27 protein-coding genes are annotated in these 26,145 nt (G+C 67.1%); 18 read left to right on the forward strand and 9 right to left on the reverse strand.

Features of this window, described 5'->3' with window-relative positions:
- The first annotated feature begins 14 nt into the window (after nucleotides 1–14).
- The 3 genes from ACT531_RS19245 to ACT531_RS19255 all read left to right on the forward strand — a co-directional run bounded on the left by ACT531_RS19245 (nucleotide 15) and on the right by ACT531_RS19255 (nucleotide 3,987).
- The gene (locus ACT531_RS19245; protein ID WP_476018457.1) at nucleotides 15–2,237 is read left to right on the forward strand and encodes an ATP-binding protein; all 2,223 of its coding nucleotides are present in this window, start codon (nucleotides 15–17) and stop codon (nucleotides 2,235–2,237) included.
- Nucleotides 2,234–2,920 carry a response regulator transcription factor gene (locus ACT531_RS19250; protein ID WP_476018458.1) on the forward strand — a complete coding sequence of 229 codons (687 nt, stop codon included), beginning with the start codon at nucleotides 2,234–2,236 and terminating at the stop codon, nucleotides 2,918–2,920. The genes ACT531_RS19245 and ACT531_RS19250 overlap by 4 nt, the downstream gene beginning before the upstream one ends.
- An 86-nt stretch (nucleotides 2,921–3,006) precedes the next feature.
- Nucleotides 3,007–3,987: a Bug family tripartite tricarboxylate transporter substrate binding protein gene (locus ACT531_RS19255; RefSeq protein ID WP_476018459.1), complete on the forward strand. Its 981-nt coding sequence runs from the start codon at nucleotides 3,007–3,009 to the stop codon at nucleotides 3,985–3,987.
- Nucleotides 3,988–4,179: 192 nt separating this feature from the next.
- Here ACT531_RS19255 and folK read toward each other — a convergent pair whose 3' ends face one another.
- Genes folK through hda form a run of 4 tightly spaced genes read right to left on the reverse strand, consistent with a single transcriptional unit; the run spans nucleotide 4,180 to nucleotide 7,807 of the window.
- The gene (gene folK / locus ACT531_RS19260) at nucleotides 4,180–4,707 is read right to left on the reverse strand and encodes a 2-amino-4-hydroxy-6-hydroxymethyldihydropteridine diphosphokinase (RefSeq protein ID WP_295942431.1); all 528 of its coding nucleotides are present in this window, start codon (nucleotides 4,705–4,707) and stop codon (nucleotides 4,180–4,182) included.
- Nucleotides 4,708–4,715: 8 nt separating this feature from the next.
- A complete protein-coding gene (gene pcnB / locus ACT531_RS19265; protein WP_295942429.1) occupies nucleotides 4,716–6,314 on the reverse strand; it encodes a polynucleotide adenylyltransferase PcnB in 1,599 nt (532 codons plus the stop codon).
- Nucleotides 6,315–6,350: 36 nt separating this feature from the next.
- Nucleotides 6,351–7,073, reverse strand: coding sequence for a histidinol-phosphatase (locus ACT531_RS19270; RefSeq protein ID WP_060983925.1), 723 nt, complete (start codon nucleotides 7,071–7,073; stop codon nucleotides 6,351–6,353).
- A 35-nt stretch (nucleotides 7,074–7,108) separates the two neighbouring features.
- Nucleotides 7,109–7,807, reverse strand: a complete 699-nt coding sequence (gene hda / locus ACT531_RS19275) for a DnaA regulatory inactivator Hda (RefSeq protein WP_015015370.1) — start codon at nucleotides 7,805–7,807, stop codon at nucleotides 7,109–7,111.
- Between the two features lie 259 nt (nucleotides 7,808–8,066).
- On the opposite strand from hda, the gene ACT531_RS19280 reads away from it, so the two are divergent.
- The 3 genes from ACT531_RS19280 to ACT531_RS19290 all read left to right on the forward strand — a co-directional run bounded on the left by ACT531_RS19280 (nucleotide 8,067) and on the right by ACT531_RS19290 (nucleotide 11,551).
- Complete coding sequence (locus tag ACT531_RS19280; protein WP_476018460.1) at nucleotides 8,067–9,284, forward strand: MFS transporter; 1,218 nt, start codon at nucleotides 8,067–8,069, stop codon at nucleotides 9,282–9,284.
- A gap of 77 nt (nucleotides 9,285–9,361) precedes the next feature.
- Nucleotides 9,362–10,411 (forward strand): phosphoribosylformylglycinamidine cyclo-ligase, encoded by a 1,050-nt coding sequence (gene purM, locus ACT531_RS19285; protein ID WP_476018461.1) that lies wholly within the window; start codon nucleotides 9,362–9,364, stop codon nucleotides 10,409–10,411.
- A gap of 33 nt (nucleotides 10,412–10,444) precedes the next feature.
- On the forward strand, nucleotides 10,445–11,551 hold the full coding sequence (locus tag ACT531_RS19290) for an AI-2E family transporter (RefSeq protein WP_476018462.1): 1,107 nt from the start codon (nucleotides 10,445–10,447) through the stop codon (nucleotides 11,549–11,551).
- Nucleotides 11,552–11,656: 105 nt separating this feature from the next.
- On the opposite strand, the gene ACT531_RS19295 is transcribed toward ACT531_RS19290, so the two are convergent.
- Nucleotides 11,657–12,766: an extracellular catalytic domain type 1 short-chain-length polyhydroxyalkanoate depolymerase gene (locus ACT531_RS19295; protein ID WP_476018463.1), complete on the reverse strand. Its 1,110-nt coding sequence runs from the start codon at nucleotides 12,764–12,766 to the stop codon at nucleotides 11,657–11,659.
- 322 nt (nucleotides 12,767–13,088) lie between these two features.
- Here ACT531_RS19295 and ACT531_RS19300 point away from each other — a divergent pair, with 322 nt between their 5' ends.
- The 5 genes from ACT531_RS19300 to ACT531_RS19320 all read left to right on the forward strand — a co-directional run bounded on the left by ACT531_RS19300 (nucleotide 13,089) and on the right by ACT531_RS19320 (nucleotide 16,333).
- Nucleotides 13,089–13,649, forward strand: coding sequence for an isochorismatase family protein (locus tag ACT531_RS19300; protein ID WP_476018464.1), 561 nt, complete (start codon nucleotides 13,089–13,091; stop codon nucleotides 13,647–13,649).
- A 59-nt stretch (nucleotides 13,650–13,708) separates the two neighbouring features.
- Nucleotides 13,709–14,323 (forward strand): DJ-1/PfpI family protein, encoded by a 615-nt coding sequence (locus tag ACT531_RS19305; protein WP_476018497.1) that lies wholly within the window; start codon nucleotides 13,709–13,711, stop codon nucleotides 14,321–14,323.
- A 29-nt stretch (nucleotides 14,324–14,352) separates the two neighbouring features.
- Nucleotides 14,353–15,348: a GlxA family transcriptional regulator gene (locus tag ACT531_RS19310; RefSeq protein ID WP_476018465.1), complete on the forward strand. Its 996-nt coding sequence runs from the start codon at nucleotides 14,353–14,355 to the stop codon at nucleotides 15,346–15,348.
- A gap of 92 nt (nucleotides 15,349–15,440) precedes the next feature.
- Nucleotides 15,441–15,947 (forward strand): GAF domain-containing protein, encoded by a 507-nt coding sequence (locus ACT531_RS19315; RefSeq protein WP_476018466.1) that lies wholly within the window; start codon nucleotides 15,441–15,443, stop codon nucleotides 15,945–15,947.
- Nucleotides 15,944–16,333, forward strand: coding sequence for a histidine kinase (locus tag ACT531_RS19320; protein ID WP_476018467.1), 390 nt, complete (start codon nucleotides 15,944–15,946; stop codon nucleotides 16,331–16,333). Before ACT531_RS19315 ends, ACT531_RS19320 begins: the two co-directional genes overlap by 4 nt.
- Before the next feature lie 35 nt (nucleotides 16,334–16,368).
- Here the strand turns inward: ACT531_RS19320 and ppk2 are convergent, their stop codons facing one another.
- Nucleotides 16,369–17,283 (reverse strand): polyphosphate kinase 2, encoded by a 915-nt coding sequence (gene ppk2 / locus ACT531_RS19325; RefSeq protein ID WP_060985813.1) that lies wholly within the window; start codon nucleotides 17,281–17,283, stop codon nucleotides 16,369–16,371.
- Nucleotides 17,284–17,432: 149 nt separating this feature from the next.
- Here ppk2 and ACT531_RS19330 point away from each other — a divergent pair, with 149 nt between their 5' ends.
- Together ACT531_RS19330 and ACT531_RS19335 are read left to right on the forward strand one after the other, a co-directional pair.
- Complete coding sequence (locus ACT531_RS19330) at nucleotides 17,433–18,473, forward strand: transporter (protein ID WP_476018468.1); 1,041 nt, start codon at nucleotides 17,433–17,435, stop codon at nucleotides 18,471–18,473.
- Between the two features lie 96 nt (nucleotides 18,474–18,569).
- Nucleotides 18,570–19,415 (forward strand): ParB N-terminal domain-containing protein, encoded by an 846-nt coding sequence (locus ACT531_RS19335; RefSeq protein WP_476018469.1) that lies wholly within the window; start codon nucleotides 18,570–18,572, stop codon nucleotides 19,413–19,415.
- A 27-nt stretch (nucleotides 19,416–19,442) separates the two neighbouring features.
- Here ACT531_RS19335 and ACT531_RS19340 read toward each other — a convergent pair whose 3' ends face one another.
- Both ACT531_RS19340 and murJ read right to left on the reverse strand, forming a co-directional pair.
- Nucleotides 19,443–20,294, reverse strand: a complete 852-nt coding sequence (locus ACT531_RS19340; protein WP_476018470.1) for a SirB1 family protein — start codon at nucleotides 20,292–20,294, stop codon at nucleotides 19,443–19,445.
- Nucleotides 20,295–20,385: 91 nt separating this feature from the next.
- Complete coding sequence (gene murJ / locus ACT531_RS19345) at nucleotides 20,386–21,951, reverse strand: murein biosynthesis integral membrane protein MurJ (protein WP_476018471.1); 1,566 nt, start codon at nucleotides 21,949–21,951, stop codon at nucleotides 20,386–20,388.
- A gap of 244 nt (nucleotides 21,952–22,195) precedes the next feature.
- Here murJ and rpsT point away from each other — a divergent pair, with 244 nt between their 5' ends.
- Nucleotides 22,196–22,498, forward strand: a complete 303-nt coding sequence (gene rpsT, locus ACT531_RS19350; protein WP_015015385.1) for a 30S ribosomal protein S20 — start codon at nucleotides 22,196–22,198, stop codon at nucleotides 22,496–22,498.
- A 181-nt stretch (nucleotides 22,499–22,679) separates the two neighbouring features.
- On the forward strand, nucleotides 22,680–23,216 hold the full coding sequence (locus tag ACT531_RS19355; protein ID WP_476018472.1) for a hypothetical protein: 537 nt from the start codon (nucleotides 22,680–22,682) through the stop codon (nucleotides 23,214–23,216).
- Between the two features lie 50 nt (nucleotides 23,217–23,266).
- Here the strand turns inward: ACT531_RS19355 and ACT531_RS19360 are convergent, their stop codons facing one another.
- Nucleotides 23,267–23,593, reverse strand: coding sequence for a DUF3579 domain-containing protein (locus ACT531_RS19360; RefSeq protein WP_015015387.1), 327 nt, complete (start codon nucleotides 23,591–23,593; stop codon nucleotides 23,267–23,269).
- A gap of 241 nt (nucleotides 23,594–23,834) precedes the next feature.
- On the opposite strand from ACT531_RS19360, the gene ACT531_RS19365 reads away from it, so the two are divergent.
- From ACT531_RS19365 to ACT531_RS19375, 3 genes are read left to right on the forward strand one after another with little or no spacing between them, the layout of a single operon-like run.
- The gene (locus ACT531_RS19365) at nucleotides 23,835–25,031 is read left to right on the forward strand and encodes an acetylornithine/succinylornithine family transaminase (RefSeq protein ID WP_476018473.1); all 1,197 of its coding nucleotides are present in this window, start codon (nucleotides 23,835–23,837) and stop codon (nucleotides 25,029–25,031) included.
- Nucleotides 25,032–25,048: 17 nt separating this feature from the next.
- Nucleotides 25,049–25,978 carry an ornithine carbamoyltransferase gene (gene argF / locus ACT531_RS19370; RefSeq protein ID WP_116747751.1) on the forward strand — a complete coding sequence of 310 codons (930 nt, stop codon included), beginning with the start codon at nucleotides 25,049–25,051 and terminating at the stop codon, nucleotides 25,976–25,978.
- The gene (locus tag ACT531_RS19375) at nucleotides 25,975–26,139 is read left to right on the forward strand and encodes a hypothetical protein (protein WP_165836507.1); all 165 of its coding nucleotides are present in this window, start codon (nucleotides 25,975–25,977) and stop codon (nucleotides 26,137–26,139) included. Before argF ends, ACT531_RS19375 begins: the two co-directional genes overlap by 4 nt.
- Nucleotides 26,140–26,145 lie beyond the last annotated feature (6 nt).

Below are 26,145 nucleotides of genomic sequence, written 5' to 3' on the forward strand. Positions count from 1 at the left end.
CCACCCCACTGACCGTGCGCCCAGCGCCCGCCCAGCCCACCCCGCAGGGCGCGCCGCAGCGCTGGCCCCAGGCCCGGCGCGCAGGCTTCATTGCCACGCTGCTGTGCCTGGCAGCGCTGCTGGTGTGGGGCGCAGGCGAATGGGCCGAGCAAAGCGAACGCGATGCCCAGTGGGACAACCTGCGCCGCCTGGGCGAGGTACAAGCCCTGGCGCTGCGTGGCGTGGCCACGCGGTACAACTACCTGCCCTTCACGGCCGCGCAGCACCCGCTGGTGCGGCAGCTACTGCAGCGTCCCGCATCACAGGCCGTGCGGGACGCCGCCAACGCCTACCTGCAGGCGGTGAACCAGCACGCGGGCTCTGACATGTTGTACGTGATGGACCCGCAGGGCCTCACGCTCGCGTCCAGCAACTGGGACACCCCCAACAGCTTTGTGCACCAGAACTACGGCAACCGCCCGTACTTTCGCGATGCCCTGGCAGGCCAGACGGGCCGCTTTTATGGCGTGGGCAAAACCACGGGCGAGCCCGGCCTGTTTGTCTCCGCCCCTGTGATCGAAGCGGGCCGGGTGATCGGCGTGGTAGCGGTCAAGGTGCGCATGGAGCCCATCTCCGACCCCTGGGCCCAGCTGCGTGACCCGGTGTTCGTGACGGACGAGCAGGGTATTGTGTTTCTGGGCTCCGTGCCCGGCTGGCTCTACCGCACCAGCCGCCCCCTGCCCGCGCCGCTGGTACAGCAGCTGCAGCACAACGAACAGTACGGCACGGGCTGGGCCCCGCGCGCCGTGCCCTGGACCCTGCGCCCCCAGGACGACTCGCCCGGCGCCGAATTGCGCCTGGATGGCCCTAGTGGCAAGCGGTATCTGGCCTTTGAGGAAAAGCTGCCCGATCTGGGTTGGACCCTCACCGTCACCGCCGACAGCCGCGTGGTGGCCCTGGCACGGCAGCAAGCCTGGGCGCTGGCCACGCTGGCTTCGGGCCTGCTGGTGCTGGGCGCGCTCTACTGGCAACTGCGCGAGCGGCGGCTGGCAGAGACCCGACTGGCTCGCATCGAACTGGAGCAGCGCGTGCAGGAACGCACCCACGCACTACAGCAAGCCCAGGCGTTTCGCCAGTCGATGGAAGACTCGCTGCTGGTGGGCATGCGCGCGCGCGACCTCGAAGGCCGCATCGTCTACGTCAACGCCGCCATGTGCGACATGGTGGGCTACCGGGCCGACGAACTCATCGGCCAGCTGCCGCCCTACCCCTACTGGCACCCCGACGACCTCGACCGGCACTGGAACGACAGCGATACCGTACTGGCTGGCAACGCGTTTCCCCAGGGACGGGAAAACCGCCTGCGGCACCGCGATGGGTCGGACGTGTACACCATGTTCTACACCACGCGCCTCATCGACGGCAGCGGCCAGCACATCGGCTGGATGAGTTCGGTGGTCAACATCACCGCGCAAAAGCGGGCCGAGGAACAGCAGCAGCAACGCGAGACCCAGCTGCAGCGGGTGCAGCGCGTGATCACGGTGGGCGAGATGGCCTCCACCCTGGCGCACGAACTGAACCAGCCGCTCGCGGCCCTGGTCAACTACGCGGCGGCGGCACGCGCACTGGCCGCCCAGGGCAAGACCGGGCCACTGAACGACAGCCTCGAAGCCCTGTCGGCCCAGGCACTGCGGGCTGCCGACATCGTGGGCCGCATTCGCCGCTGGGTGCGCCAGCACCCTGAAAGCCGCGAGCCCTGCGACCTGTCGGCCATCGTCGAGCAGTCGCTGGAGCTGCTGCTGCGCGCTGAGGCCCGCCGCCAGGGGATTGCGGTGCGCGTCGAGCCGGCCGCAGCCCCTTTGCAGGTGCATGCCGACCGCGTGCTGCTCGAACAGGTGGTGATCAACCTGGGCCTGAACGCCTTGCAGGCCATGCAGACGCACCAGCCCCCACCCGAGGGGCACGAACTGCGGCTGCGTTTGGCCGCAGACCCGGGCCACGCGCTGGTGCAGGTGCTCGACCGGGGCCCGGGCCTGCCGCCCGGCATTGCCGAGCGCCTGTTCGAGCCTTTTTTCACCACCCGTTCCGACGGGCTGGGCCTGGGCCTCAACATCTGCCGCTCCATCATTGAGAGCATGGGCGGCCAGCTGCAGGCCCGCAACCGCGAGGGAGGCGGCGCCATTTTTGAAATCCGCCTGCCGCTCGCCAACGCACCTGAGTCCCCCCTGAGAACCCCTGGGAATGCCGACGCACCATGACCCACGACACCCTCCCCACCGCCGCCGAGCCGCCCGATGACACCGTGGTCCACATCGTGGATGACGACGAAGGCGTGCGCCAATCGCTGGCGGCCCTGCTGTTGGCGCGCGGGTACACGGTGCACACTTTTGGAGGCGGCGAGTCCTTCCTGGCAGAGGCAGCGCTGGACCACCCCGGCTGCGTGCTGCTGGACCTGCGCATGGAGGGCCTGAGCGGGCTGCAGGTATTCCACGAACTCGGCCAGCGCCACAGCGTGCTCAAGACCGTGTTCCTGTCGGCCCATGGCGAGCTGTCCTCCGCCGTGGCGGCCGTCAAGCAGGGGGCGGTGGACTGGCTCGAAAAGCCCTGCAACGAAGCCACCTTGCTGGCCGCTGTGGAGAAAGCCTCCGCGCTGTCGCAAGCGCAGGCACGGCAGACGCAACGGCAGCAGCAACTGCGCGAGCGCTGGAACGCCCTGAGCCCACGCCAGCAAGAGGTGGCCCAACTGCTGGGCACGGGCCTCAGCAGCAAGGAAGTGGCCCGCGCACTGGCGCAGCGTGACCCGGAACGCCCCATCGACCCACGCACCGTGGACACGCACCGGTCCGCCATCTTCCTGAAGCTGGACATCCGCTCATCGCACGAACTGGGCATGCTGGTGGAAGACCTGGGGGTGGCGCTTGGCACAAACCGTCTGGCATAAATATCGCCGCCTGACCATCACCGCCCAACCATCACCACCTCATGGCTTCATAAGTTTTCTTACGAATTTTTTGCACAATGGCACCCATGAACCGCAGAAACATCCTCCTCGCCAGCGCCGTTGCCGCCGCAACGGTGTTTTCTCCCGCCATCGCTTCGGCGCAGGACACGGGCCAGCCCATCCGCCTGATCGTGCCCTACGCACCCGGCGGCCCCATTGACGTGACGGCCCGTGCGCTGGCCGAACGCGTCCGCGATTCGCTGGGCACGGTGATCATCGACAACAAGGGCGGCGCAGGCGGCAACATCGGCGCCGACGCCATTGCCAAGGCCGCACCCGATGGCCTGACCATCGGCATAGCCGCCACCGCCACCCATGCAGTCAACCCCTGGCTGTATGCGCGCATGCCGTATGACGCGGGCAAGGACTTTGCCGGTATCACACAGATGGTGCGTGTGCCCAACGTGCTGGTCATGAACGCTGCCAAGGCCGAGCAGCTCAAGATCCACACCGTGGCCGACCTGATTGCCTACGCCAAGGCCAACCCCGCCAAGCTCAACTACGGCAGCGGCGGCAACGGCAGCGCGGGGCACCTGGCAGGCGAAATGTTCAAACAGCGCGCCGGCATCTATGCCCTGCACATCCCCTACCGGGGCGCTAACCCGGCCCAGCTGGCGCTGCTGGCGGGCGAGGTGGACTTCAACATCGACAACCTGGCCGCCGCTGCACCCAATATCCGCGCGGGCAAGCTGAAGGCCCTGGCCGTGACGTCGCTCGACGCCTCGACCTCGCTGCCGGGGGTGCCGCCCCTGTCCGCCACGTTCAAGGGCTTCTCCATCGACACCTGGTGGGGCCTGGTGGCGCCTGCGGCCACTCCCAAGCCCATCATCGACAAGCTGAACAAGGCTTTCGTGGCAGCGCTGAATGCGCCCGAGACCAAGACCCGTTTTGCCGCCCTGCTGGCCGAACCCGTGGCCACCACGCCGCAGCAGTTCGACAGCTTCATGGCCAGCGAACGCGCCAAGTACCAGCAGGTGGTGAAGGCGTCGGGCGCGAAGGTGGATTGACCCCCTGAGCCGCTGCGCGTCTTCCAACCAGGGAGACGCGACCCGTGGCCCGGCGGAGCCGGTTCCACGGTAGCGCTGGTGTGGGGCATCTCACCCGCATCACCCGGTATGGGTAAACCCGGCGCAGGGCAAGCAGGTTTTTGAGCTTTTTGGCCTCTTGCGCCCGTCCATCAAGCGCAAGCAGCTCCTGATTCAGGAGCAAGCACCACCCACCACACCCTCGGCCCAGCGCCCGTCGGCCAGCGGGTAGATGCTCTGCGTGATCACCGCCTGCAGGGCTTCTGCGGCCACGCGCTCAGGCACCAAGTCAGCCAGGGGGCGCAGCACAAACGCGCGTTCGGCCATGCGGGGGTGGGGCACGGTGAGGGTGGGGGTGTCGATCACCTGGTCGCCAAACCACAGGATGTCCAGGTCCAGCGTGCGGGGTGCATTGCGGTAGGGGCGCTCGCGCCCGGCGGACTGTTCGATGGCCTGCAGCGCCTGCAGCAGGGCCTCGGGGGTAAGGGTGGTGGCCACTTCGGCCACGGCGTTCAGGTAGTCAGGCCCACCGGCATCCACGGGTGCGCTGCCATAGAGCGGCGACACCCGCAGCACGCGGGTGCCTGGGTATTGGCCCAGGGTAGCCAGGGCCTTGCGCAGGGCGGCTTCGCGCTCGCCCAGGTTGGCGCCCAGGCCGACGTAGACCAGGGTGGGCTGTGCGCCCACGTCCCGCAGACTCACTGAATCACTCACTCGCCTGCAGCGGCAGGCGCAGCGCCTTCACCACCGCCCGCCCCACCACCGGGTTTGCGGCGACGGCGGCGGCGCTTTTTGGGGGCGCTGCCTTCGGTGGCAAACTCCGTGCCCTCTTCTGAAACCTCCGCATCCCCTGCAGGGCTCGCAGCACGCTGGGCCGCCACGGGTGCATTGCGAGGCACGCGCTTGACGACTGGCTGCTGCGCCTTCTGGCGGGCCCGCTGTTCTTCCTTGGCCTGGTCCATCAGGTCGTCGCGGCGCTCATCGTCGGCCGCCTGGAAGTCCTGCCACCACTCGGCCAGTGCTTCCTCGACCTCGCCCACATCGGCACGCAGGCGCATGAAGTCGAACCCGGCACGGAAACGCGGCTGCATGACCATGCCGAACGGCGTGTTGCCCACGCGCTTTTCAAAGCGCGGCTGCATGACCCAGATCTCGCGCATGTCGGCGGCCAGCTTGCCCCGGCCGGACACGTCGCCGATGCGCTTGTCGAACACTTCGTCGATGGCCTCTTGCAAAGCGGGCAGCGGGTGCTGGCGCTGGTTCAGGCGCTCCTGCCAACCGTTGCGCACGTCTTCCCACAGCACGCAGGCCAACAAGAAGCTGGGAGCCACGGGCTTGCCTTCGTTCACGCGGCGGTCGGTGTCGACCAAAGCGGCTTTGACAAACGGGGTGTCAGCGCGCTCCACGGCCACGTCCAGCAGCGGATAGATGCCCTTGGCCATGCCCAGCTTCTTGAGCTGCTCGATGGTGGCGATGGCGTGGCCGGTTTGCAGCAGCTTGAGCATTTCGTCAAACATGCGGCTTTGGGGCACCTCGGCCAGCAGGGCCTGCGACTGCACCAGGGGCGCGGCCGACTTGGCGTCGATGGTGAAGCCCAGCGGGCTGAGCTTGGCGGCAAAACGCACGGCGCGGATGATGCGCACCGGGTCTTCGCGGTAGCGCGTGGCGGGGTCGCCAATCATGCGCAGCGTCTTCTTCTTCGCGTCCTGGATGCCCTTGTGGTAGTCCACCACGATCTGGCTCACAGGGTCGTAGTACATGGCGTTGACGGTGAAGTCGCGGCGCGTGGCGTCTTCGTCCTGCGGGCCCCAGACGTTGTCGCGCAGCACGCGGCCGCTGGCGTCCACGGCGTGCTGCATGCCCGCCAGTTGCGCTTTGGAGGTCTTTTCGTTGCCGCTGACCTGGCCTGCGGCGCTGTTGTCGAGGTAGGCGCGGAAGGTGGAGACCTCGATCACCTCGTGCTCGCGGCCCCGGCCATGCACCACGTGCACGATGCGAAAGCGCTTGCCGATGATGAAGGCGCGGCGGAACAGTCCCTTGACCTGCTCGGGTGTGGCATTGGTGGCCACATCGAAGTCCTTGGGGCGCAGGCCCAGCAGCAGGTCGCGCACGGCACCACCCACGATGTAAGCCTCGAAGCCCGCGTCCTTGAGCGTCTGCACCACCTCGGCCGCGCGGCGGTCCACCAGTTCGGGGTTGATGCCATGCACGCTGGCAGGCACCTCTTCGCGCTTGCCGAAATGGGGCTTGCCGCCCGCGGTGCCGGGCGTCGATTTGCCCAGCAGTTTGTCGATGAACTTCTTGATCATGGGTAGGGAGGTATCAGGGGGCTGCGCGCGCAGGGGTCAGGAGGCCGTCTGGCTGGCGGGCTCGCCGGAGGGTGCCGAAAACAGGTCCAGTATGCGCCAGCCGCGCTGCTGGGCCAGGGCGCGCAGGCGCGGGTCGGGGTTGGTGGCGACCGGGTGGTTCACCTTCTCCAGCAGGGGCACGTCATTCATGGAGTCGCTGTAGAACGTGCTCTCCACGTCGGCCCAGCTGAGCTGCCGCTCGGCCAGCCATTGTTCCATGCGGCGCACCTTGCCTTCGCGCATGGTGGGGATGCCGTCGATCTCGCCGGTGTACCAGCCGCTGGCATCACGCACCAGCTGCACGGCCAGGAGCTGCGGCACGCCCAGGGCCTGGGCGATGGGGGTGGTCACGAACTCGTTGGTGGCGGTGACGATCAGCACCTCGTCACCCGCCGCCTGGTGCTGGCGGATCAGGTCGAGCGCCTGGGGCTTGATGGCGGGGGTGATGACCTCGCGCATGAACTGCTGGTGCGCCGCTGCTGCGGCCTCAGGCCCGCGCAGGCGCACGGCCTCGGTGGCAAAGCGCACGTAGTCGTGCACGTCGAGCGTGCCAGCCTGGTAGTGGGCATAGAACTCGTCGTTGCGGCGCGCGAACTCCACCGGGTCGTTCCAGCCGATGCGGATGGTGAACTCGCCCCACTCGTAATCGGAGTCGAGCGGCAGCAGCGTGTGGTCCAGGTCAAACAGCGCAAGCCGCAGGCGGCGAGATTCAGTAGTCATTCAGTGTCACAAAGGGCAAAAAGAGGTGCGCTGCTTCATTCCGATTCGAGCATCGTCTTGAGCAGCGGAATCGTGATGGCGCGCTGGGTGCGCAGGGCAAACGCGTCGAGCTGGTCCAGCAATTGCATCAGGCTGCCCAGGTCGCGCGAAAAGCGGTTAAGCATGTAGTCCATGACTTCGTCGCCCAGGAACACGCCGCGGGCGTCGGCCTCCTGGCGCAGCACGGCGCGGCGCTCGGCCTCGCCCAGCAGTTGCAGCTGGAACACATGGCCCCAGCCCAGGCGGCTGCGCAGGTCGTCGCGCAGCGGCAGATCGGCGGGGGGCAGGTCGCCCGCCGCCAGCACCCAGCGCTGGCTGCCGCTGGCGGGGCTGATGGCGTTGACAAACCAGTTGAAGGCGGTGGCCTGCTGGGCGGTGTCGTACAGATGCACGTCGTCCATGACAACGGCGGCCCAGCGCTCGTCAAAGTCTGGCGGCTCGCCCACCGTGGGGTCCAGCCAGCCCACGCTGGAGCCCTGCTCGCGCAGGGCCTGGCGCACGGCCTGCAGCAAATGGGTCTTGCCGCTGCCCGGTTCGCCCCACAGGTAGGTGGGCACCGGCGACCGCGTGGTTTCGCTGCTGCCCGCCCCGGCGGCCAGGCGCAGGTGCTGCAGCGCGGCCTCGTTGGGCCCGGCAAAAAACCGCTCCAGGGTCGGCCCGGTGGCCAGGCCGATGTCCAGCGCCAGTTGCTTCATCGTCATGCGCGGCACCCGCACAGCGCAGGCTGAACCGTGGCAGAAGGTGCGGAAACGGCGGTCAGGAAGAGGGTCAGCAGCGGCATCACAAGTGGGTGGGAAGGCACCGGGCCGTCGATGACTCCGGCCAGGCGCGGCGACAAAGTGGCGTACGGCGCGTGGTCACCGACCGGCTCCCTGGCAGGGGCTGGGCGACAATGGCCGCGATTTTAGTCTGCTGCCAGCCGCCGCTCGGCCCCACCCTCGCCTGCCTTGCACCATGACAGCTCCCGCCTCCCCCGCCAAGCGCCTGCCCGCGAGCATCTGGGCACTGGGCTTCGTCAGTCTGCTGATGGACGTGTCGTCCGAGATGATCCACAGCCTGCTGCCCGTATTCCTGGTCACCTCGCTGGGGGTCAGCATGTTGGCCGTGGGCCTCATCGAGGGGGCCGCCGAGGCCACGGCGCTGGTTCTGAAAGTTTTCTCGGGTGTACTGAGCGACTGGTGGGGGCGGCGCAAGCCGCTGGCGGTGCTGGGCTATGGACTCGGGGCGCTGTCCAAGCCGCTGTTTGCCATCGCGCCCACCGTGGGCTGGGTGGTCACCGCGCGCCTCATCGACCGCGTGGGCAAGGGCATCCGCGGCGCGCCGCGCGATGCACTGGTGGCCGACCTGGCGCCGCCCGGCATGCGGGGCGCGGCGTTCGGGCTGCGGCAGTCGCTGGACACCGCGGGCGCCTTTTTGGGCCCGCTGCTGGCCATGGGGCTGATGCTGCTGTGGGCCAATGACTTCCGCGCCGTGTTCTGGGTGGCGGTGATTCCGGCGGCCCTGTGTGTGGCCCTGCTGCTGGTGGGCGTGCAAGAGCCCGAGCGCGCCGCCAGCACCATGCGCAACAACCCCATCCGCCGCGAGAACCTGCGCCGCCTGGGTGGCTCCTACTGGTGGGTGGTGGCGCTGGGCGCCGTGTTCACACTGGCCCGCTTCAGCGAGGCGTTTCTGGTGCTGCGCGTGCAGCAGGGCGGCCTGCCGCTGGCTTGGACGCCCCTGGTGCTAGTGCTGATGAACGTGGTGTTTGCGCTGGGTGCCTATCCGCTGGGCAAACTGGCAGACAGCACCCGCCACACCACGCTGCTGGCCTGGGGGCTGGTGGTGCTGATCGCGGCCGATGCGCTGCTGGCCTTCAGCGACCGGGGCGCCGCCGCCTGGCTGGGCATTGCGCTGTGGGGCCTGCACATGGCCATGACGCAAGGGCTGCTGGCCACCATGGTGGCCGACACCGCGCCCGCCGACCTGCGGGGCACGGCGTTTGGCATGTTCAACCTGGTCAGCGGCGTGGCGCTGCTGGTGGCCAGCGGCCTGGCAGGCCTGCTGTGGGACCGGCTGGGCGCCAGCGCCACGTTTGGCGCCGGAATGCTGTTTGCCACGCTGGCGCTGGCCGGCGTGCTGATGCAATCTACCTGGCACGGTCGCACCCCAAAGCCCCCTGCCACACAGGGCTGAGTGAGAGCGCCGAGGCGTGCCCCTTAAAATCCCCGGATTCCAGCCCGCCCGGCGGGCCTACCAGCACCACACCATCCATGAGCTCTTCTGCCCCCTCCACCCCCATCTCCTACAAAGACGCCGGCGTTGACATCGACGCGGGCGACGCCCTGGTCGAGCGCATCAAGCCGCTGGCCAAGAAGACCATGCGCGAAGGCGTGCTGGCGGGCATCGGCGGCTTTGGCGCACTGTTTGAGGTGCCCAAGCGGTACCAGGAGCCCGTGCTGGTCTCCGGCACCGATGGCGTGGGCACCAAGCTCAAGCTGGCGTTCGAATGGAACATGCACGACACCGTGGGCATCGACCTGGTGGCCATGAGCGTGAATGACGTGCTGGTGCAGGGCGCCGAGCCCCTGTTCTTCCTGGACTACTTTGCCTGCGGCAAGCTGGACGTGGACACGGCCGCCGCCGTGGTCGGCGGCATTGCCAAGGGCTGTGAACTCTCCGGTTGCGCGCTGATCGGCGGCGAAACCGCTGAAATGCCCGGCATGTACCCTGCGGGCGAATACGACCTGGCCGGCTTTGCCGTAGGCGCGGTCGAAAAATCCAAGATCCTGACCGGCAAGGACGTGAAGCCCGGCGACGTGGTGCTGGGCCTGGCCTCGGCTGGCGTGCACTCCAATGGTTTTTCGCTGGTGCGCAAGTGCATTGACCGTGCCGAAGCCGCTGGCACCGTGCCCGCCACGCTGGACGGCAAGCCGTTCAAGCAGGCCATCATGGAACCCACCCGCCTGTATGTGAAGAACGTGCTGGCCGCGCTGGCCACCCACCCCATCAAGGCCCTGGCCCACATCACCGGCGGCGGCCTGCTCGAAAACATTCCCCGCGTGCTTCCCGACGGTACCGCCGCCCACCTGAAGAAGGGCAGCTGGCCCCAGACCGAGCTGTTCGCATGGCTGCAGAAGACGGCGGGCATCGACGACATCGAGATGAACCGCACCTTCAACAACGGCATCGGCATGGTGGTGGTGGTGGATGCGGCCCACGCCGAAGCCACGGCCGCCACACTGCGTGCGGCCGGCGAGCAGGTCTACGCGATCGGCACGATTGCAGCACGTGGCGAAGGCGCCGCCGTGGTGGTGGCCTGATACCCAGCCTGGAACACTGCCCCCTCACCGCGCATGGCGCAGCGCCCCGCTCCAGCCCCCGCCCCCTCAGCGCCGACTGAGCCCACGCCCACCACCCTGCCCCCGCGCGCCCTGAACCAGGGCATCGTGGTGGCCAGCTACCTGCTGGTGGCCGCTGTACTGCTGCTGGTGATGTGGCGTGGCCTGCTGCCCGGGCTGCTGTGCGTGTGCCTGGGCTTTTTGCTCACCCGCGCGCTCACGGGCTGGTTTGCCGCAGGGCTGGGCCGCGTTCAGCGCCAGGCCACACCGTCCGCCACCAGCCTGCGCGTGGCACAGGTCACCGCTGCAGGCCTGGTGATGCTTCTGCCGCTGGCCCTGCTGGCACTGGGCCTGACCCATTCGCGCGGCTACCTGGTCAGTGCACCGCAGCAGTACCAAGAACTGCTCACCTACATGGCCCGCACGGTGCTGGAGCTGCGCCTGAAGCTCCCCGCCGACATGGCCGCCCACCTGCCCGAGGGTGTGGCCGACATCCAGCGTATCATTGCCAGCTACCTGGGCGCCAAGGCCGGGGCGCTGGCCATGGCGGGGCGGGCTTGGCTGGCCGGTGTGCTGTTTGCCTACGTGGGCCTGCTCATTGGCGCGCTGGCTGCGGTGCGCCCGCCGGTGCTGGCGCGCGGCCCGCTGGCCCAGCAGCTCAAGCTGCGCATCACGCTGTTCGGCGAGGCATTCCGCCAGATCGTGGCCGCCCAGTTCTGGATCGCGGCGTTCAACACCCTGCTCACCGCCCTGTTCCTGCTGTTTGTGCTGCCCATCTGGGGGCTGCAACTGCCCTACACGCCGGTGCTGATCACCTTCACCTTCGTGGCCGGGCTGGTGCCCATCGTGGGCAATCTGGTGTGCAACGTGGTGATCACCATCGTGGGGCTGTCGGTGTCACCGCTCGCAGCCGCCGCCTGCCTGGGTTTTTTGATCCTGATCCACAAGGCCGAATATGTGATTAACGCCAAGGTGGTGGGCCGCCGCACCCAGATGGGTGTGTGGGAGCTTCTGAGTGTGATGTTCGTGGCGGAGGCCGTGTTTGGCCCTGCGGGGCTGGTGGCGGCGCCGCTGTTCTACGCCTACCTCAAGAAGGAACTGGTGGCCGCACGGCTGGTGTGACCCCGGGGTTGCTCACCGTGCCCAGGAGGCAGCCCTGGGCTGTATCAGTCATTTTTTGATAGCAGCCAGCGCAATACGCACTAGCGCTTGCGGCCATTTTCTTGCTTATTTTCCGAATTGCCGGGCCACAAAGGCCCAGATGAGCGCTGACGCATCCGGCCCGGCCGGGTCGCTGTAGGGCCGCTGGGCAGCGCCTCCACTCCAGGCATGCGCCAGCCCGACCACCTCGCGCAGCGCCACCACGGTGCGGCCCCGGGCTTTGAACTCGGTCACCCGCATGGGGTAGCGCTGGCCCCGCTGCAAGGTACGCACAGCCCCCGCCCGCGCACCCAGCGCACCGGCCCACAGCTGCGCGGTGGCTGCCGCGTTGCGCACCGACACCACTCCATCAGCGTCGCCGTGCACGATCAGCAGCGGAGGCAAGACCGCAGGGGCGCCGACCGGCAGCGCCGGGGTGGCTGCAGCGGTAGACGCAGGAAGGTCGGGCAGATGGGCTTCGCGGCGGCCATGCATGGCCGCTAGGGCGGTGGCCGCCGATTCGGCCGTACCGGGCGCCACGCCGGAATGCATGGCCACGGCGCAGAACCGGTGGGGGAACAGCGCCGCCATCAGCACCGCCATGCTGGCGCCCGCCGACAACCCGGCCACAGCCACCCGCGCCAGGTCCACCGGCAGGCGGCGCGCCACCTTGTCCACGGCGGCCAGCAGCGTGGCGGCTTCAGCCTCGGCACGGCCGTTGCGGCGCTCAAACCAGTTCCAGCAGCCCTGGGCGTTGGCCACGCGCTCCTGCTCGGGGTACAGCACCACAAACCGATGGCGCGCTGCCAGCCGGTTCATGCGCGAGACGGCGGCAATGTCCCGCCCCGTCTGGCCGCAGCCGTGCAGCATGACCAGCAGCGGAAGCTTTTCGTCCGGGTGCAGGGCCAGCCCGGTGGGCACGTAGGCATGGAACCGCCGCGCCCCTGCCGGGCCCGGGGCCACGCCAGAGATCCACTCGCCCCGCAGCGACACCGGCTTGGTGGCCGCGCGCGGCGTACGGGCGGTGGACGGCCCTGGGGCCACCGTACTTTTGCGCGGTGCAGCGCGCAGCTTTGACACCGCTTTGACCCGCACGGGCTTGCTGGCCGCCCCTGCCGCACGTGCAAAGGCCTTGAGATTGCGCTGGTAGGCCCGTGCCAGGGACGACAGGGAAAACAGGCGGGAACGGCGGGGCATAGGCAGGAGGGCGTGCGGGCGATGTTCAAAACACAGGGAAAACCCTAGGCACCTTAACAGCTTCTTGCCATGCCTGGCGAATTGCTACTTTTTTTATAGCTATCAGGGCATAATTCACTAGCGCTTGAGGCTGTTTTTTTCTTAAACCACCCTCCAGCGGCAACCCAGGCCACCCCACCCGGCAAGCGGCGACAGCCAGGCCACTTCGCCAGCAAATTGCTGATGGCTGAAATTGATCGAATCCTGTCCTCGGCGGTTCGGACGTCGGCTCGCTGCGCACGGAAGATAAGCGCATCCCAACCACTGCCTCTGCGAGCCTTCCATGAAAACCTGTCTGATAGTGATTGATGTCCAGGAATCCTTCCGCCACCGCCCCTTCTTCACCGAACGCGACCTGCCCGCCTACCTGCAGGCGCAGAACGCGCTGATCGCCGGTTGCGTCGCCCAGGGCATCCCGGTGCTGCGCGTGTTCCACAGCGACGGCCCCGAAGTGGCCGAGAACCCGTTCTCGCAGGCCTCCGGCCAGGTGCGTGCGCTCGATGGCCTGGCGCCTTTCGAGGCGGCGGCCACCTTCACCAAGTCGCGCCACAGCGCGCTGGTGGGCACGGGGCTGGATGTGTGGCTCACGCGCCATGGCATTCAGCGCCTCATCATCAGCGGCATCCGCACCGAACAATGCTGCGAAACCACCACCCGCCACGCGTCCGACCTGGGCTGGGACGTGGACTACGTGACCGATGCCACGCTGACCTGGGACATGCTGCAGCCCGACGGCCAGGTGCTGGCGGCGGCCGACATCAAGACCCGCACCGCCACCGTGCTGCAAGGCCGCTTTGCGACCCTGTGCACCGTGCAACAGGCGCTGGACCGGGCGGCCGCATGAGCGCCGCGCCGGGCCGCCCCAAGCAAGCTCGCACCGCAGGCGAAGCCGAAGGTACAACAGTGAGCACCCAGCCATTGCAGGTCGCCATCCTGGTGTTCGACGACGTGGAGGCCCTGGACCTGGGCGGGCCCTATGAGGTCTTCACCACTGCCAGCCGCATGCACCAGCGGCAACATCCCGGCGCGCCTGCACCGTTTGTGGTGCAGTGCGTGGCCCGCAGCCTGGACCCGGTGCGCGCCCGGGCGGGTTTGCGCGTGTTGCCCGATGCGGACTTTGCCAGCGCCACCGTGCCCGATGTGCTGATCGTGCCCGGCGGCGTGGTCGATGCCGCTGCGGCCTGCCCTGCCACCCGCGCCTGGGTCGCCCAGGCGGCAGGCCGTGCGCAGATCACGGCCTCGGTGTGCACAGGGGCCTTCATCCTGGCCGCAGCCGGTGTGCTGACCGAAGGCCCGGCCACCACCCACTGGGAGGACACCGCCGACCTGCGCACGCAGTACCCCACGCTCGACGTGCAGGAGAATGTGCGCTGGGTGGACCGGGGCGCGCTGGTGACCTCGGCCGGCATCAGCGCCGGCATCGACATGAGCCTGCACCTGGTCACCCGGCTGCTGAGCGCGGCGCTGTCCGAGCGCACGGCCCGCCAGATGGACACGCCCTGGAACCCCCAGCCCTGACACGCTTTTAGCCTGACCCAAAGCCATCGATGCAGAACCCGGCCTCGTCCCCCATCCACGTCTATTTCGCCCTGCTGCCGGGCAGCCTGGTGCTGGACTGGGCGGGCCCGGCCGAAGCGCTGCGCATTGCCAACCAGACTCTGGCCAAGCAAGGCCAGCCCGAGCGGTTTGTGCAGCACTTTGTGAGCCCCACGCCCGAGTCCGTCTCGTCGGTAGGTGCCGTGCTGACCCAGCTGGAGCCGCTGCCTGCCAACTTGCCCAGCCCCGCCTGGGTGGTGCTGGTGGGCCTGGCCGGGCAACACATCTCGGTGGACGGCGACGAGGCCCGCGCGCTGCTGCACTGGCTGCGCGGGCTGCGGCCCGTGGCGGGGCAGCTGGAGCTGATCACCGTGTGCGCGGGCTCGGTGCTGGCCGCCCATGCCGGCCTGCTCACGGGGCGCCGCGCCACCACCCACCACCAGCATCTGGACGAGCTGGCCGCCGTGGACCCGCGCTGCGACGTGGTGGCCAACCGCGTGTTTGTGGCCGACGGCGCCGTGTACAGCAGCGCGGGCGTGACAACGGGCATCGACCTGCTGCTGCACCGCATCTCCGACACCTGCGGCCCCGCACTGGCGGCCCAGGTGGCACAGGCCATGGTGGTGGCCCTGCGCCGGGGTCCCAACGACCCCGAGTTCTCGCCCTTTCTGCACCACCGCAACCACCTGCACCCGGCCCTGCACCGCGTGCAGGACGCCGTGGGCCAGCAGCCCCAGGCCGACTGGAGCGTGCCGCAAATGGCCGAGGTGGCACACACCTCGCCAAGGCACCTCACACGGCTGTTTCTGGAGCATGCGGGCATCGCCCCGCTGCAATACCTGCGCCGCATCCGCCTGGCCACGGCCGAGGCCGCGCTGCGGTCCGGCCAGAACGTGACGCAGGCGGCGCTGATGGCGGGGTTCAGCTCCGACACGCAGCTGCGCCGGGCCTGGCACCAGTTCGGGCGCGGCGGCACGCCATCACAGGGCAGTGCGCGCAGCCACTGAGGGGCCCGCCCGGCGTGGTGCCGCGCGACGCACGCGACCCAGCACCCGCCGATAATCAAGCCCTTTGCCGCACCACCCGCCGGGTCGCCACCATGCAAGAACCACCCCGCCCCGCCAACGAGCCCGACCGCCTGCAGGCGCTGCGCCAGCTACTGATTCTGGACACGCCGCCCGAAGAGCGGTTTGACCGCCTGACGGCCTTTGCGGCGCAGGAGTTCGACGTGCCCACGGCGCTGCTTTCGCTCATCGACGACGACCGCCAGTGGTTCAAGTCCCGCGTGGGCATGGACCAGTGCGAGACCTCGCGGGGCATCTCGTTCTGCGGCCACGCCATCCTGCAGGACGACATCATGGTGGTGCCCGATGTGAACCAGGACGAGCGCTTCATCGACAACCCGCTGGTGACGGGCGAGCCCCACATCCAGTTCTATGCCGGCGCCCCGCTCAAGCTGCCGGGCGGGCAGAACGTGGGCACGCTGTGCCTGATCGATAACAAACCACGCACCCTGGACGACATCGATCTGGCCATCCTGGGCTCGCTGCGCGACCTGGCAGTGGAAGAGCTGGTCCGGCGCGAACAGAGAGCCCCGGCCCCATGAGCGACCACAGCCCCCAGGACATCCTGCTGATCGAACCCAGCTCGCTGACCGGCAGCATCATTGTGGCCACGGCCCGCCAGTTGAACCTGCCCGTGGTGCGGCAGGTGAACAGCGTACGCATGGCCCAGCAACGGCTGAGCCATGAGAGCTATGCGGGCGTGATCGTCTCGCTGGACGAGCAAGAGCAAGAGGCTGTCGCCCTGCTGGAGCAGGTGCGCAACGACGCCCTGGCCGTCAGCGCCGATGTGCCGGTGGCGGTGACCACCACACAGGTGGACGCATCCACCGCCGTGAAAATGAAGGCCCTGCAGGTGCGACGGGTGCTGATCAAGCCCTTCAAGGTGCGGGATGTGATCGCCACCATTGCACTGCTGAAGGACGCGTAGCCTCACTCGGCCCCGCAGGGCGCGCGCCAGATGTCTTAGTAGATCTCCGGCACGTACATGCTGGCAGGCACGGGCTGGCGCAAATACTCGGGGTTGCGCACGCGGTCGGGCAGCACCACGGGCGGGTGTGGCACCTCCTGGTAGGGCAGCTGAGACAGCAGGTGCGCAATGCAGTTCAGGCGCGCCTTTTTCTTGTCCACCGCCTGCACAACCCACCAGGGGGCTTCAGGGATGTGGGTGCGCTCCAGCATCGTTTCCTTGGCCTTGGTGTAGGCCTCCCAGCGCACGCGGCTTTCCAGATCCATGGGGCTGAGCTTCCACTGCTTGAGCGGGTCGTGAATACGGCCCAGAAAGCGCAGGTGCTGCTCTTCATCGGTGATGGAGAACCAGTATTTGACGAGCGTGATGCCCGAACGCACCAGCATCTTTTCAAACTCGGGCACGGTACGGAAGAACTCTTCGTATTCGTCGTCGGTGCAAAAGCCCATCACCCGCTCGACGCCCGCGCGGTTGTACCAGCTGCGGTCAAACAGCACCATCTCGCCCGCCGCAGGCAGATGCGCTACATAGCGCTGGAAGTACCACTGCGTGCGCTCTCGATCGTTGGGTGCGGGCAGTGCCGCCACCCGGGCCACACGGGGGTTCAGGCGCTGCGTGATGCGCTTGATGACGCCCCCTTTGCCCGCCGCATCGCGCCCCTCGAACAGGATCACCACCTTCTGGCGGCTGTGCTGCACCCAGTCCTGCAGCTTGACCAACTCGCCCTGCAGGCGGAAAAGGTCCTTGAAGTACTGCTGGCGCGCCAGCTTGTCGCCGGGGCTGGGGGCGCCGATGTCATCGACCTCGCGGTCTTCGATCTCCAGCTCAATCTCTTCGTCGTAGCTGTCAATGAGGTCGTTGGCGATGCGTTGCATCAGCTCCTGTGTGTCGAGGGCGTTGTTGTGGAACATGGGCAACCATCCGGCGGTAGTGCAAAACAGATGCGCGATGGTGGACCGCTGCGGTGACAACGCCGTGACACTGGCGTGATCCGTCACAACGCTGTCATACCCAGAGGCCAGCATGCGAGGCCGTGCCGCCCGCAGACCACCCCGCCGCTTTGTCCCATTCCCTCGCCCCCAACGCCAGCCTGAACTACGGCGGAGATGCCGCCGGGCTGATCTGCGGCTACCTGCTGGGTACCGACACCCCGCCGCAGGAGGTGGATTCGGCCCAGGCCGCGCAATGGCTGGCCGACCTTCAGGCAGGCGCCGCGCCGTCAGGGCAGTTTCTGTGGCTGCACTTCAACCTGAGCCACGCGCAGGCGGTGCGCTGGATGGAGCGGCACGCCCATCTGCCGGAAGCCTTTTTTGATGCGCTCAAGGACCGCTCGGTCTCGACCCGCATCGAGCGCGACGACGACACGCTGATTGCCGTGCTCAACGACGCACACTTTGATTTTGCGGTCGAGCCTTCGGACATTGCGACCCTGTGGACCAGCGTGGCGCCGCACCTGATGGTGACCGGCCGCACGCGCCCGCTGCGGTCGGTGGACGTGTTGCGCACTGCCGTGCGCACCGGCAATGCCCCCTGCTCCAGCGTGGCGCTGCTGGCCGAGCTGATGCGCACCCAAGCCTCGGGCCTGGTGGACATCGTGCGGGGCGTGACACAACGCATCGACGATGTAGAAGACGCACTGCTGGCCGGGCGCCTGGACCACAAGCGCGCGCGGCTGGGTGTGCTGCGACGCTTGCTGGTGCGCCTGCAGCGGCTGCTGGCGCCCGAGCCGGCGGCACTGTTTCGCCTGCTGCAGCACCCGCCCGCGTGGATGGGCGCCGACGATGCACAGGAGCTGCGCGATTCGACCGAGGAGTTTTCGGTGGTGCTGCGCGACATGCAGGGCCTGCAGGAGCGCATCAAGCTGCTGCAGGAAGAAATCGCCGCCAGCGTGCAGGAGGCCAACAGCCGCAGCCTGTTCGTGCTGACAGTGGTGACCGTGCTGGCCTTGCCCATCAACATTCTGGCCGGCCTGTTTGGGATGAACGTGGGCGGGGTGCCGCTGGCCGACAACGGCCACGGCTTCTGGATCATCGTGGCCGTGGTGGCGGCTTTCACGGCGGTTGCGGGCTGGCTGGCCCTTCGGGGCACGCGCGATCAGTAGGTGGGACCGTGCGGCAGGTGTGATCGCCCGACAGGCCCGGTGGCAAGCCCCACTACAATGCCGCCCCTTGCCCAGCTCCCCGGACCCCCTGCCACCATGAACATCGTCGTCAACGAAGAACTCAAAGCCTACATCGAACCCTTGACCCCCGACGAACACGACGCGCTGGAACGCAGCATCCTCACCGAAGGCTGCCGCGACGCCCTGGTGCTGTGGGGCGATGTGCTGGTGGACGGGCACAACCGCTACGGCATCTGCCAGAAACATGGCCTGCCTTTCCAGACCGTGCAGAACCCGCGCTTTCAGTCGATGGAAGACGTGCACCTGTGGATGATCGACCAGCACCTGGGCCGCCGTAGCGTGTCGGATTTCCAGCGCGGCGTGCTGGCGCTGCGCAAGCGCGAGATCATGGCCGAGCGCAAGGCCCGCGCAGCCACCTCCACAGAGACCGCCGAAGCCACCCCCGCGGCTGACGTGCCCGAAGCCGCAGCCACCCTGCCCGCCCCCGACCCTTTGAGCAGCCGCGAGGCCATTGCCAAGGCTGCGCGGCTGAGCAGCAGCCAGGTGGTGATGATCGAAAAGATCCAGAAACAGGCGGCCCCCGAGCTGGTGGCCGCTGTGAAGTCCGGCACCATCTCCATCAACGCAGCAGCCGCTGTGGCCACCCTACCCGCCGAGGAACAGGTGGCAGCGGCCGTGGCCGGCAAGGACGAACTCAAGCAGGCGGCCAAACGCGTGCGCGAACTCAACAAGCGCAAGCCGCGCGAGGAGGCTCCGGCAGAAGGTAGCCCGGCAGACACCCCCACGGACTCCGTTCCAGCCAGCGACGAGTTGCACACACTGCGCATCCGTGTGGCGGAACTGACGGCGGAGAACACCGAGCTGCGCCGCCAGGTGGCGCAGCTGCAGGCAGCGCTGCCTGCAGACAGCACGCCGTTCTAGAACTATTTTTGAGTCAGGCGCCGGACATCAGCCGTTGGCGTTGCGCAGCGCGCTCAGCCGGTCGGCGATGAGGTCGAGATCCAGCCCATCTTCGCTGTGGGCCAGATAGGCCGCCAGGTCGGCCACGGCCTCGGCTGTGTTGCCACGCTCGGCGTGCGCCAGCCCCCGGTCGCGGCGCTCGCCCCAGGCCTCGGGCAACAACACGATCAACCGGTCCAGCACGGCGACCAGCCGTTGCCAGTCCTGCTGGGTGCGGTGCACCTCCTTGAGGTTGCGCAGCATGCGCGCAATGATGTCGCGCGGTGTGGCGGCCTGCAGATAAAGGCCGAGCGGTACGTCGTAGTCGTCCACCAGACCATTGCGGCGCTTGTAGGGCTCCAGCCGCTCGGCCAGCTCCTCGCGGCTGAGTGACTGGCCCGAGATCGGGTCCAGGACCACCTGGCCCTTGGGCAGCAGCACCTTGACCATGAAGTGCCCCGGGAACGCAATGCCCCGTGCATGCAGGCCCAGCCCCTGCGCCAGCTCCATCCACAGCACGGCCAGGCTGATGGGAATGCCCCGGCGCGTGCGCAGCACGGCGTTCAGGTAGCTGTTTTCGGGGTCGTAGTAGTTGTTGATGTTGCCGCCAAAACCCAGGTCGGCAAAAAAGAATTGGTTGAGCGTGCGCAGCCTTTGCAGTGCGGGGGCATCGGCAGGCAGGCGGCGCTTGATGCGGGCCTGCAGCTGATCCACATCGCCCAGCAGTTGCTGCATGTCGAACTCTGGGTACTCATCCTGCGCAAGGCTGGCGGCCGCTTCGAGCAAGGGAAAGTGGTCGTCGCTTTGCACCAGCGATGCAAAGTACTCCAGCGAGGTGGGCACGGAAAGGCTCAGGGACATGGCAGCTTTGTAAGGGGCCGCTGCCATGGCGTCAAGCCACAGAAGCACGGGCTTTGCAGGGTATTTCGGGCGCCGGGCGGGCCGCTGCCGCTCAGCGGCGCAGCAACTGGCGCAGCTTCAGGCCGGCGGCCCACAGGGCGCCAAAGTACAGCACCGCAGCGGCCACCATCATCGCGGCCAGCAGGCCGATGCGCTGGAGGCGCTGCGCTTTCATTTCCACCCAGTCGAAATGCTGCGCACCCCAAGCCAGCAGCACGGCCAGCAAGGCGCTGGCAGCCACCACCTGCAGGGCAAACCGCCCCCAGCCCGGCAGCGGCCGGTAGCTGCCACGCCGCAGCAGCCCCACCAGCAGCCAGGTGGCATTGATGACCGCCCCCACGCCGATGGACAGCGTCAGCGCGGCATGCTGCAAATAGGGCACCAGCACCAGGTTCATCATCTGCGTGAACACCAGCACCGCCACCGCAATCAGCATGGGGGTGCGCATGTCGTGCTTGGCAAAGTAGCCCGGCGCCAGCACCTTGATGGCCACGATGCCCACAATGCCCACCCCGTAGCCCGCCAGCGCAAGCGTGGTCTGCTGCACATCCCGGTCGGCAAAGGCGCCGTAGTGGTACAGCACAGCCACCAGCGGCTTGGCAAACACCAGCAACGCCACCATGCAGGGCACCGACAGCACCACCACCAGCCGCAGCCCCCAGTCGAGCATGGCCGAATAGCGTTCGTCGTCTTGCTTGGCTCGGGCGCTGGCCAGCTGCGGCATCAGCACCACGCCCAACGCCACACCCAGCAGCGCGGTGGGTAGCTCCATCAAGCGGTCGGCGTAGGTGATCCAGCTCACGCTGCCCGTGGCCAGGTGCGAGGCAATCTGCGTATTGATGAGCAGCGAGACCTGCGCCACGCTGACCCCCAGCAAGGCGGGCAGCATCAGGCGCGCCACCTTGCGGGTGGTGGGGTCGGCCCAGGCCGCACGGATGGCCGCCCAGCGCACGCCAATGCGCGGCAGCAACCCCAGGCGCAGCAGCGCAGGCACCTGAATGCCCAGTTGCAGCAGACCGCCCAGCATCACGCCCGCTGCCTGGGCATAGATGGGCTCGATGCCGTGGCGTGCAAACAAGGGAGCGCCCAGCGTGATGGACAGGATGAGGGCCATGTTGAGCAGCACCGGCGACGCGGCGGGCACCGCAAACTTCTTCCAGGTATTGAGAATGCCCCCCGCCAGCGCGACCAGCGACATGAAGCCGATGTAGGGGAACATCCAGCGCGTCATCGTGACGGCGGCATCAAAACCCTGGGGGGACTGTTTCATGCCGCTGGCCATGGCCCACACCATCCAGGGCGCGCCCAGCACACCGGCGATGCACAGCAGCAGCAGCGTCCAGGCGAGCAAGGTGCCTACGTGGTCGATCAGCGCCTTGGCGCCGTCGTCGCCCTCCTCGGCCCGGGTGGCGGCCAGCACCGGCACAAAGGCCTGGCTGAAGGCGCCCTCGCCCAGCACGCGGCGGAACAGGTTGGGAATGCGGAACGCCACGTTGAAAGCGTCCGTCATGGCACTGACCCCGAAGACGGAGGCCATGAGCAACTCGCGCACCAGCCCCGTGATGCGGGAGACGAGGGTCAACAGGGAAACGGTGGAGGCGGCTTTGAACAGTGACACCGGCGGGAGTGTATGCGCTTGCAGGCGCACACTTTCAGCGGGCAGGGCAGACCCAGTAGGCGGCAGAAGCTTCAAGGGATGATCCTTCATGAGGGAGTGGATCACCCACTGTGAACAGTGCGCGTGAGGCCAACAGGAAGTGGGTGAAGTGGGCGTGAAGCGTTGTCGCAGTGGCGCAACGAAAGGCTCTGGGCTATAATCGCAGGCTTTGCTGGCATCATCCACAGACCCAAGGAACTAAACAATGGCATCCGCAAAACCCAAGAAGAAGAACCCGCGCCTGGCGTCGGGCCGCAAGCGCGTCCGTCAGGACGTCAAGATCAACGCTGCAAACACCTCGCTGCGTTCCAAATACCGTACCGCTGTCAAGAACGTCGAAAAGGCTGTTCTGGCTGGCGACAAAACCAAGGCGACCGAACTGTTCGCCAAGATGCAAGCCGTGGTGGACACCGTGGCTGACAAGGGCATCTTCCACAAGAACAAGGCTGCTCGCGACAAGAGCCGTCTGTCTGCCAAGGTGAAAGCCCTGGCACCCGCAGCCGCTTAATCAATTCATCGCCTGCCCCGGCAGGCAAACAGCCCGAACGGCACCGGCCGTTCGCCGTTTGTAACGGGTGCGCTGCCAGCAAAAAAACGAACAAACCGCCTTCGGGCGGTTTTTTCGTTGTGGGCGTCCACATAGCAACCGGCTACATTGCCCGGCAATACCCCCCACTCCACGAGGCCCCATGATCCTGCGTCAGAAATCAGCGTTGGATGGTTTCGCCTACGAGTTTCTGGATGACACCGAAAGCCTGGTGGTGGGCGGATTCCACTACGCGTGGTTTGCGCAGGCCAAAAATGCCCGGCTGCGCGTCTTCAGCGCCGAAGATGCCGCCAAGGGCGACATTCAGATGACCTTGCACGGCCAAGCCTGGAGGATGCGGCATTGCTACCTGAAGTGGGGGTACGTCAGCGATATCCGCTACACGCTCGAAACCACCGACGAATCCATCCACGCCCAGGCAGACGTTCTGGGCCAAAGCGCCGGTCCGCGACTGCCGCGCATCGTGACGGCGCAGCCAGCGGACATCGAGGTCGGAACGTCCTCCGGCTGGCTCACAAAATATTTCCCCGTCACCCGCACGTCCACCGGACAACCGCTGGGGTGCATCCGGGAGAGGTCGGCCATCACCTTCAAACGGGAACTTGTGATCGACTTGCCCGGCATGGAACCAGCGGTGGCCGCGTTCCTTGGCATCGTTGCGCTCAACGTGCGCTATTGAGGGGTGCCAGGACCGCGCTAACTACCGTCGGCGCTCCGGTCCACACGCGCTCAGGGCTTTGGAAGCGGGGGAACGTCGGGCAGCAGGCAGGCCTCGGCCACCTGCAGGTTGTTGTCGCGGGCGAAATTGATCACGAAGTCCCAGGCCATGGGTTCGTGCCCCTGCAGGTCGCGGTGCACCACCACACATTTCACGCCATTGAGCGTGGTGGGAATGCACCAGGGCGAGTAGCTCAAGTGGCTGCCCGGCCGGGCTCCACCGGGTCGAAAGCTGCTCATCACCCCGGCCAGCCGCTCGGCCCAGTCGCTGGGACGAAAGGTTTTCCCGTCGTGGGTGATGCCCTGGATGAAGACTTCTTTGGAGGAGGGGGAAACCATCGGGGATTGGAGTGGTAGTGAGGGTTCAGACGCAGGATCACTGCATGCTGCACCGCAGCGCGACATTCTAACTCTTATATAAGAGCTACCCCTCTAATCCCTATGCCAGGCTCCACCAAGCGGGCCAAAGTCGGCTAGCAAGGTGCATTGCAGTGATGCGCAATCGTCAACAGACCGTCGCCCTGCTCCCCCTAGAATCGTGACTCGTTTTTTCGCCACTGCACCGTCTGGAGATTTCCGCATGACCGCTTTCATTGAGGCAGCTTCGCCCCACGTGATGAACACCTATGGCCGCGTACCGATCGCGCTGGCCCGTGGACAAGGCAGCCGCGTGTGGGACGTGAATGGCAAGGAATACCTGGACGGGCTGGGCGGCATTGCCGTGAACACGCTGGGCCACAACCACGCCAAGCTGGTGCCCGCGCTGCAGGACCAGATCACCAAGCTGATCCACACCTCCAACTACTACCACTCGCCCCTGCAGGAGCAGTTGGCCGCCAAGCTGGTGGAGCTGTCGGGCATGCAGAACGTCTTCTTCTGCAACTCGGGCCTGGAGGCCAATGAGGCGGCCCTGAAGATTGCACGCAAGTTCGGCGTGGACAAGGGCATCGCCAAGCCCGAGATCGTGGTCTACGAAAAGGCCTTCCACGGCCGCTCGATTGCCACTATGTCGGCCACCGGCAACCCCAAGATCTACAGCGGCTTCGGCCCGCTGGTCGAGGGCTTCATCCGCGTGCCGCTCAACGACATTGAAGCCATCAAGAAGGCCACCGAAGGCAACCCTAACGTGGTGGCCGTGTTCTTCGAGACCATCCAGGGCGAAGGCGGCATCAACCCCATGCGCGTGGAATACCTGCAGCAGTTGCGCAAGCTGTGCGACGAGCGCGGCTGGCTGATGATGATCGATGAAGTGCAGTGCGGCATGGGCCGCACCGGCAAGTGGTTTGCCCACCAGTGGGCCGGCATCGTGCCCGACGTGATGCCGCTGGCCAAGGGCCTGGGGTCGGGTGTGCCGATTGGCGCGGTGGTGGCGGGCCCCAAGGCCGCCAATGTGCTGCAGCCCGGCAACCACGGCACCACCTTTGGCGGCAACCCGCTGGCCATGCGCGCCGGGGTCGAAACCATTCGCATCATGGAAGAAGACGGCCTGCTGCAAAATGCCACCACGGTGGGTGAGCACCTCAAGGCGGCACTGCAGCGCGAGCTGGGCAGCCTGCCCGGTGTGAAGGAGATCCGGGGCCAGGGCCTGATGCTGGGCATCGAGCTGAACAAGCCCTGCGGCGCGCTGATTGGCCGCGCGGCCGAGGCAGGCCTGCTGCTGTCAGTGACAGCCGACAGCGTGATCCGCCTAGTGCCCCCGCTGATCCTCACCGCCACCGAAGCCGACGAAATCGTCGCCAAGCTGACCCCGCTGGTCAAAGCCATCCTGGCTGAATGAAGAATAGTCCCACTGCCATGACGACGCTGAAACATTACCTGCAGTTCACCGACCTCACCGCCGACGAGTACGCCTACCTGTTCGAGCGCGCCGCGCTCATCAAGAAGAAGTTCAAGGCCTACGAAAAGCACCACCCGCTGGTGGACCGCACGCTGGCCATGATCTTCGAGAAGGCCAGCACCCGTACGCGCGTGAGCTTTGAGGCGGGCATGTACCAGCTCGGCGGCAGTGTGGTGCACCTGACCACGGGCGACAGCCAGCTGGGCCGCGCCGAGCCCATCGAGGACAGCGCTAAGGTCATCAGCCGCATGACCGACCTGGTGATGATCCGCACCTACGAGCAAAGCAAGATCGAGCGTTTTGCCGCCAACTCGCGCGTGCCCGTGATCAACGGCCTGACCAACGAATACCACCCCTGCCAGATCCTGGCGGACATCTTCACCTACATCGAGCACCGTGGCTCTATCCAGGGCAAGACGGTGGCCTGGGTGGGCGATGGCAACAACATGGCCAACACCTGGCTGCAGGCCGCGTCGCTGCTGGGCTTCAAGGTGCATGTGAGCACGCCACGCGGCTACGAAGTGGACGAGAAATTGGCCGCTGGCGCCCATGGAATCAGCGCTGACAGCTATCAATTCTTTAGCAACCCCATGGAGGCCTGCCGGGGTGCCGATCTGGTCACCACCGATGTGTGGACCAGCATGGGCTACGAAGCCGAGAACGAAGCGCGCAAGAAGGCCTTTGCCGACTGGTGCGTGGACACCGAAATGATGGCTGCGGCCCAACCCGACGCCCTCTTCATGCACTGCCTGCCCGCACACCGGGGCGAAGAGGTCGAGGCCGACGTGATCGACGGGCCGCAGTCGGTGGTATGGGATGAGGCGGAAAACAGGATGCACGTGCAGAAGGCACTCATGGAGTACCTTCTGCTCGGCCGTATTGCATGAAATGCAATGCGGTGGCGCGCCAGCGCCAGCAACCTGTTTCGGCGCAGGCTCACGTCCGCGCAGCGGACGTGAAGCAGCCGCAGGCTGCGGGCCATAGCCAGAACACCATTTACCTGCAGAAGGCCCTGATGGAGTACCTGCTGCTGGGCAAACTGGCCTGACAGACC

The organism is Acidovorax sp. DMC1, assembly GCF_056314325.1.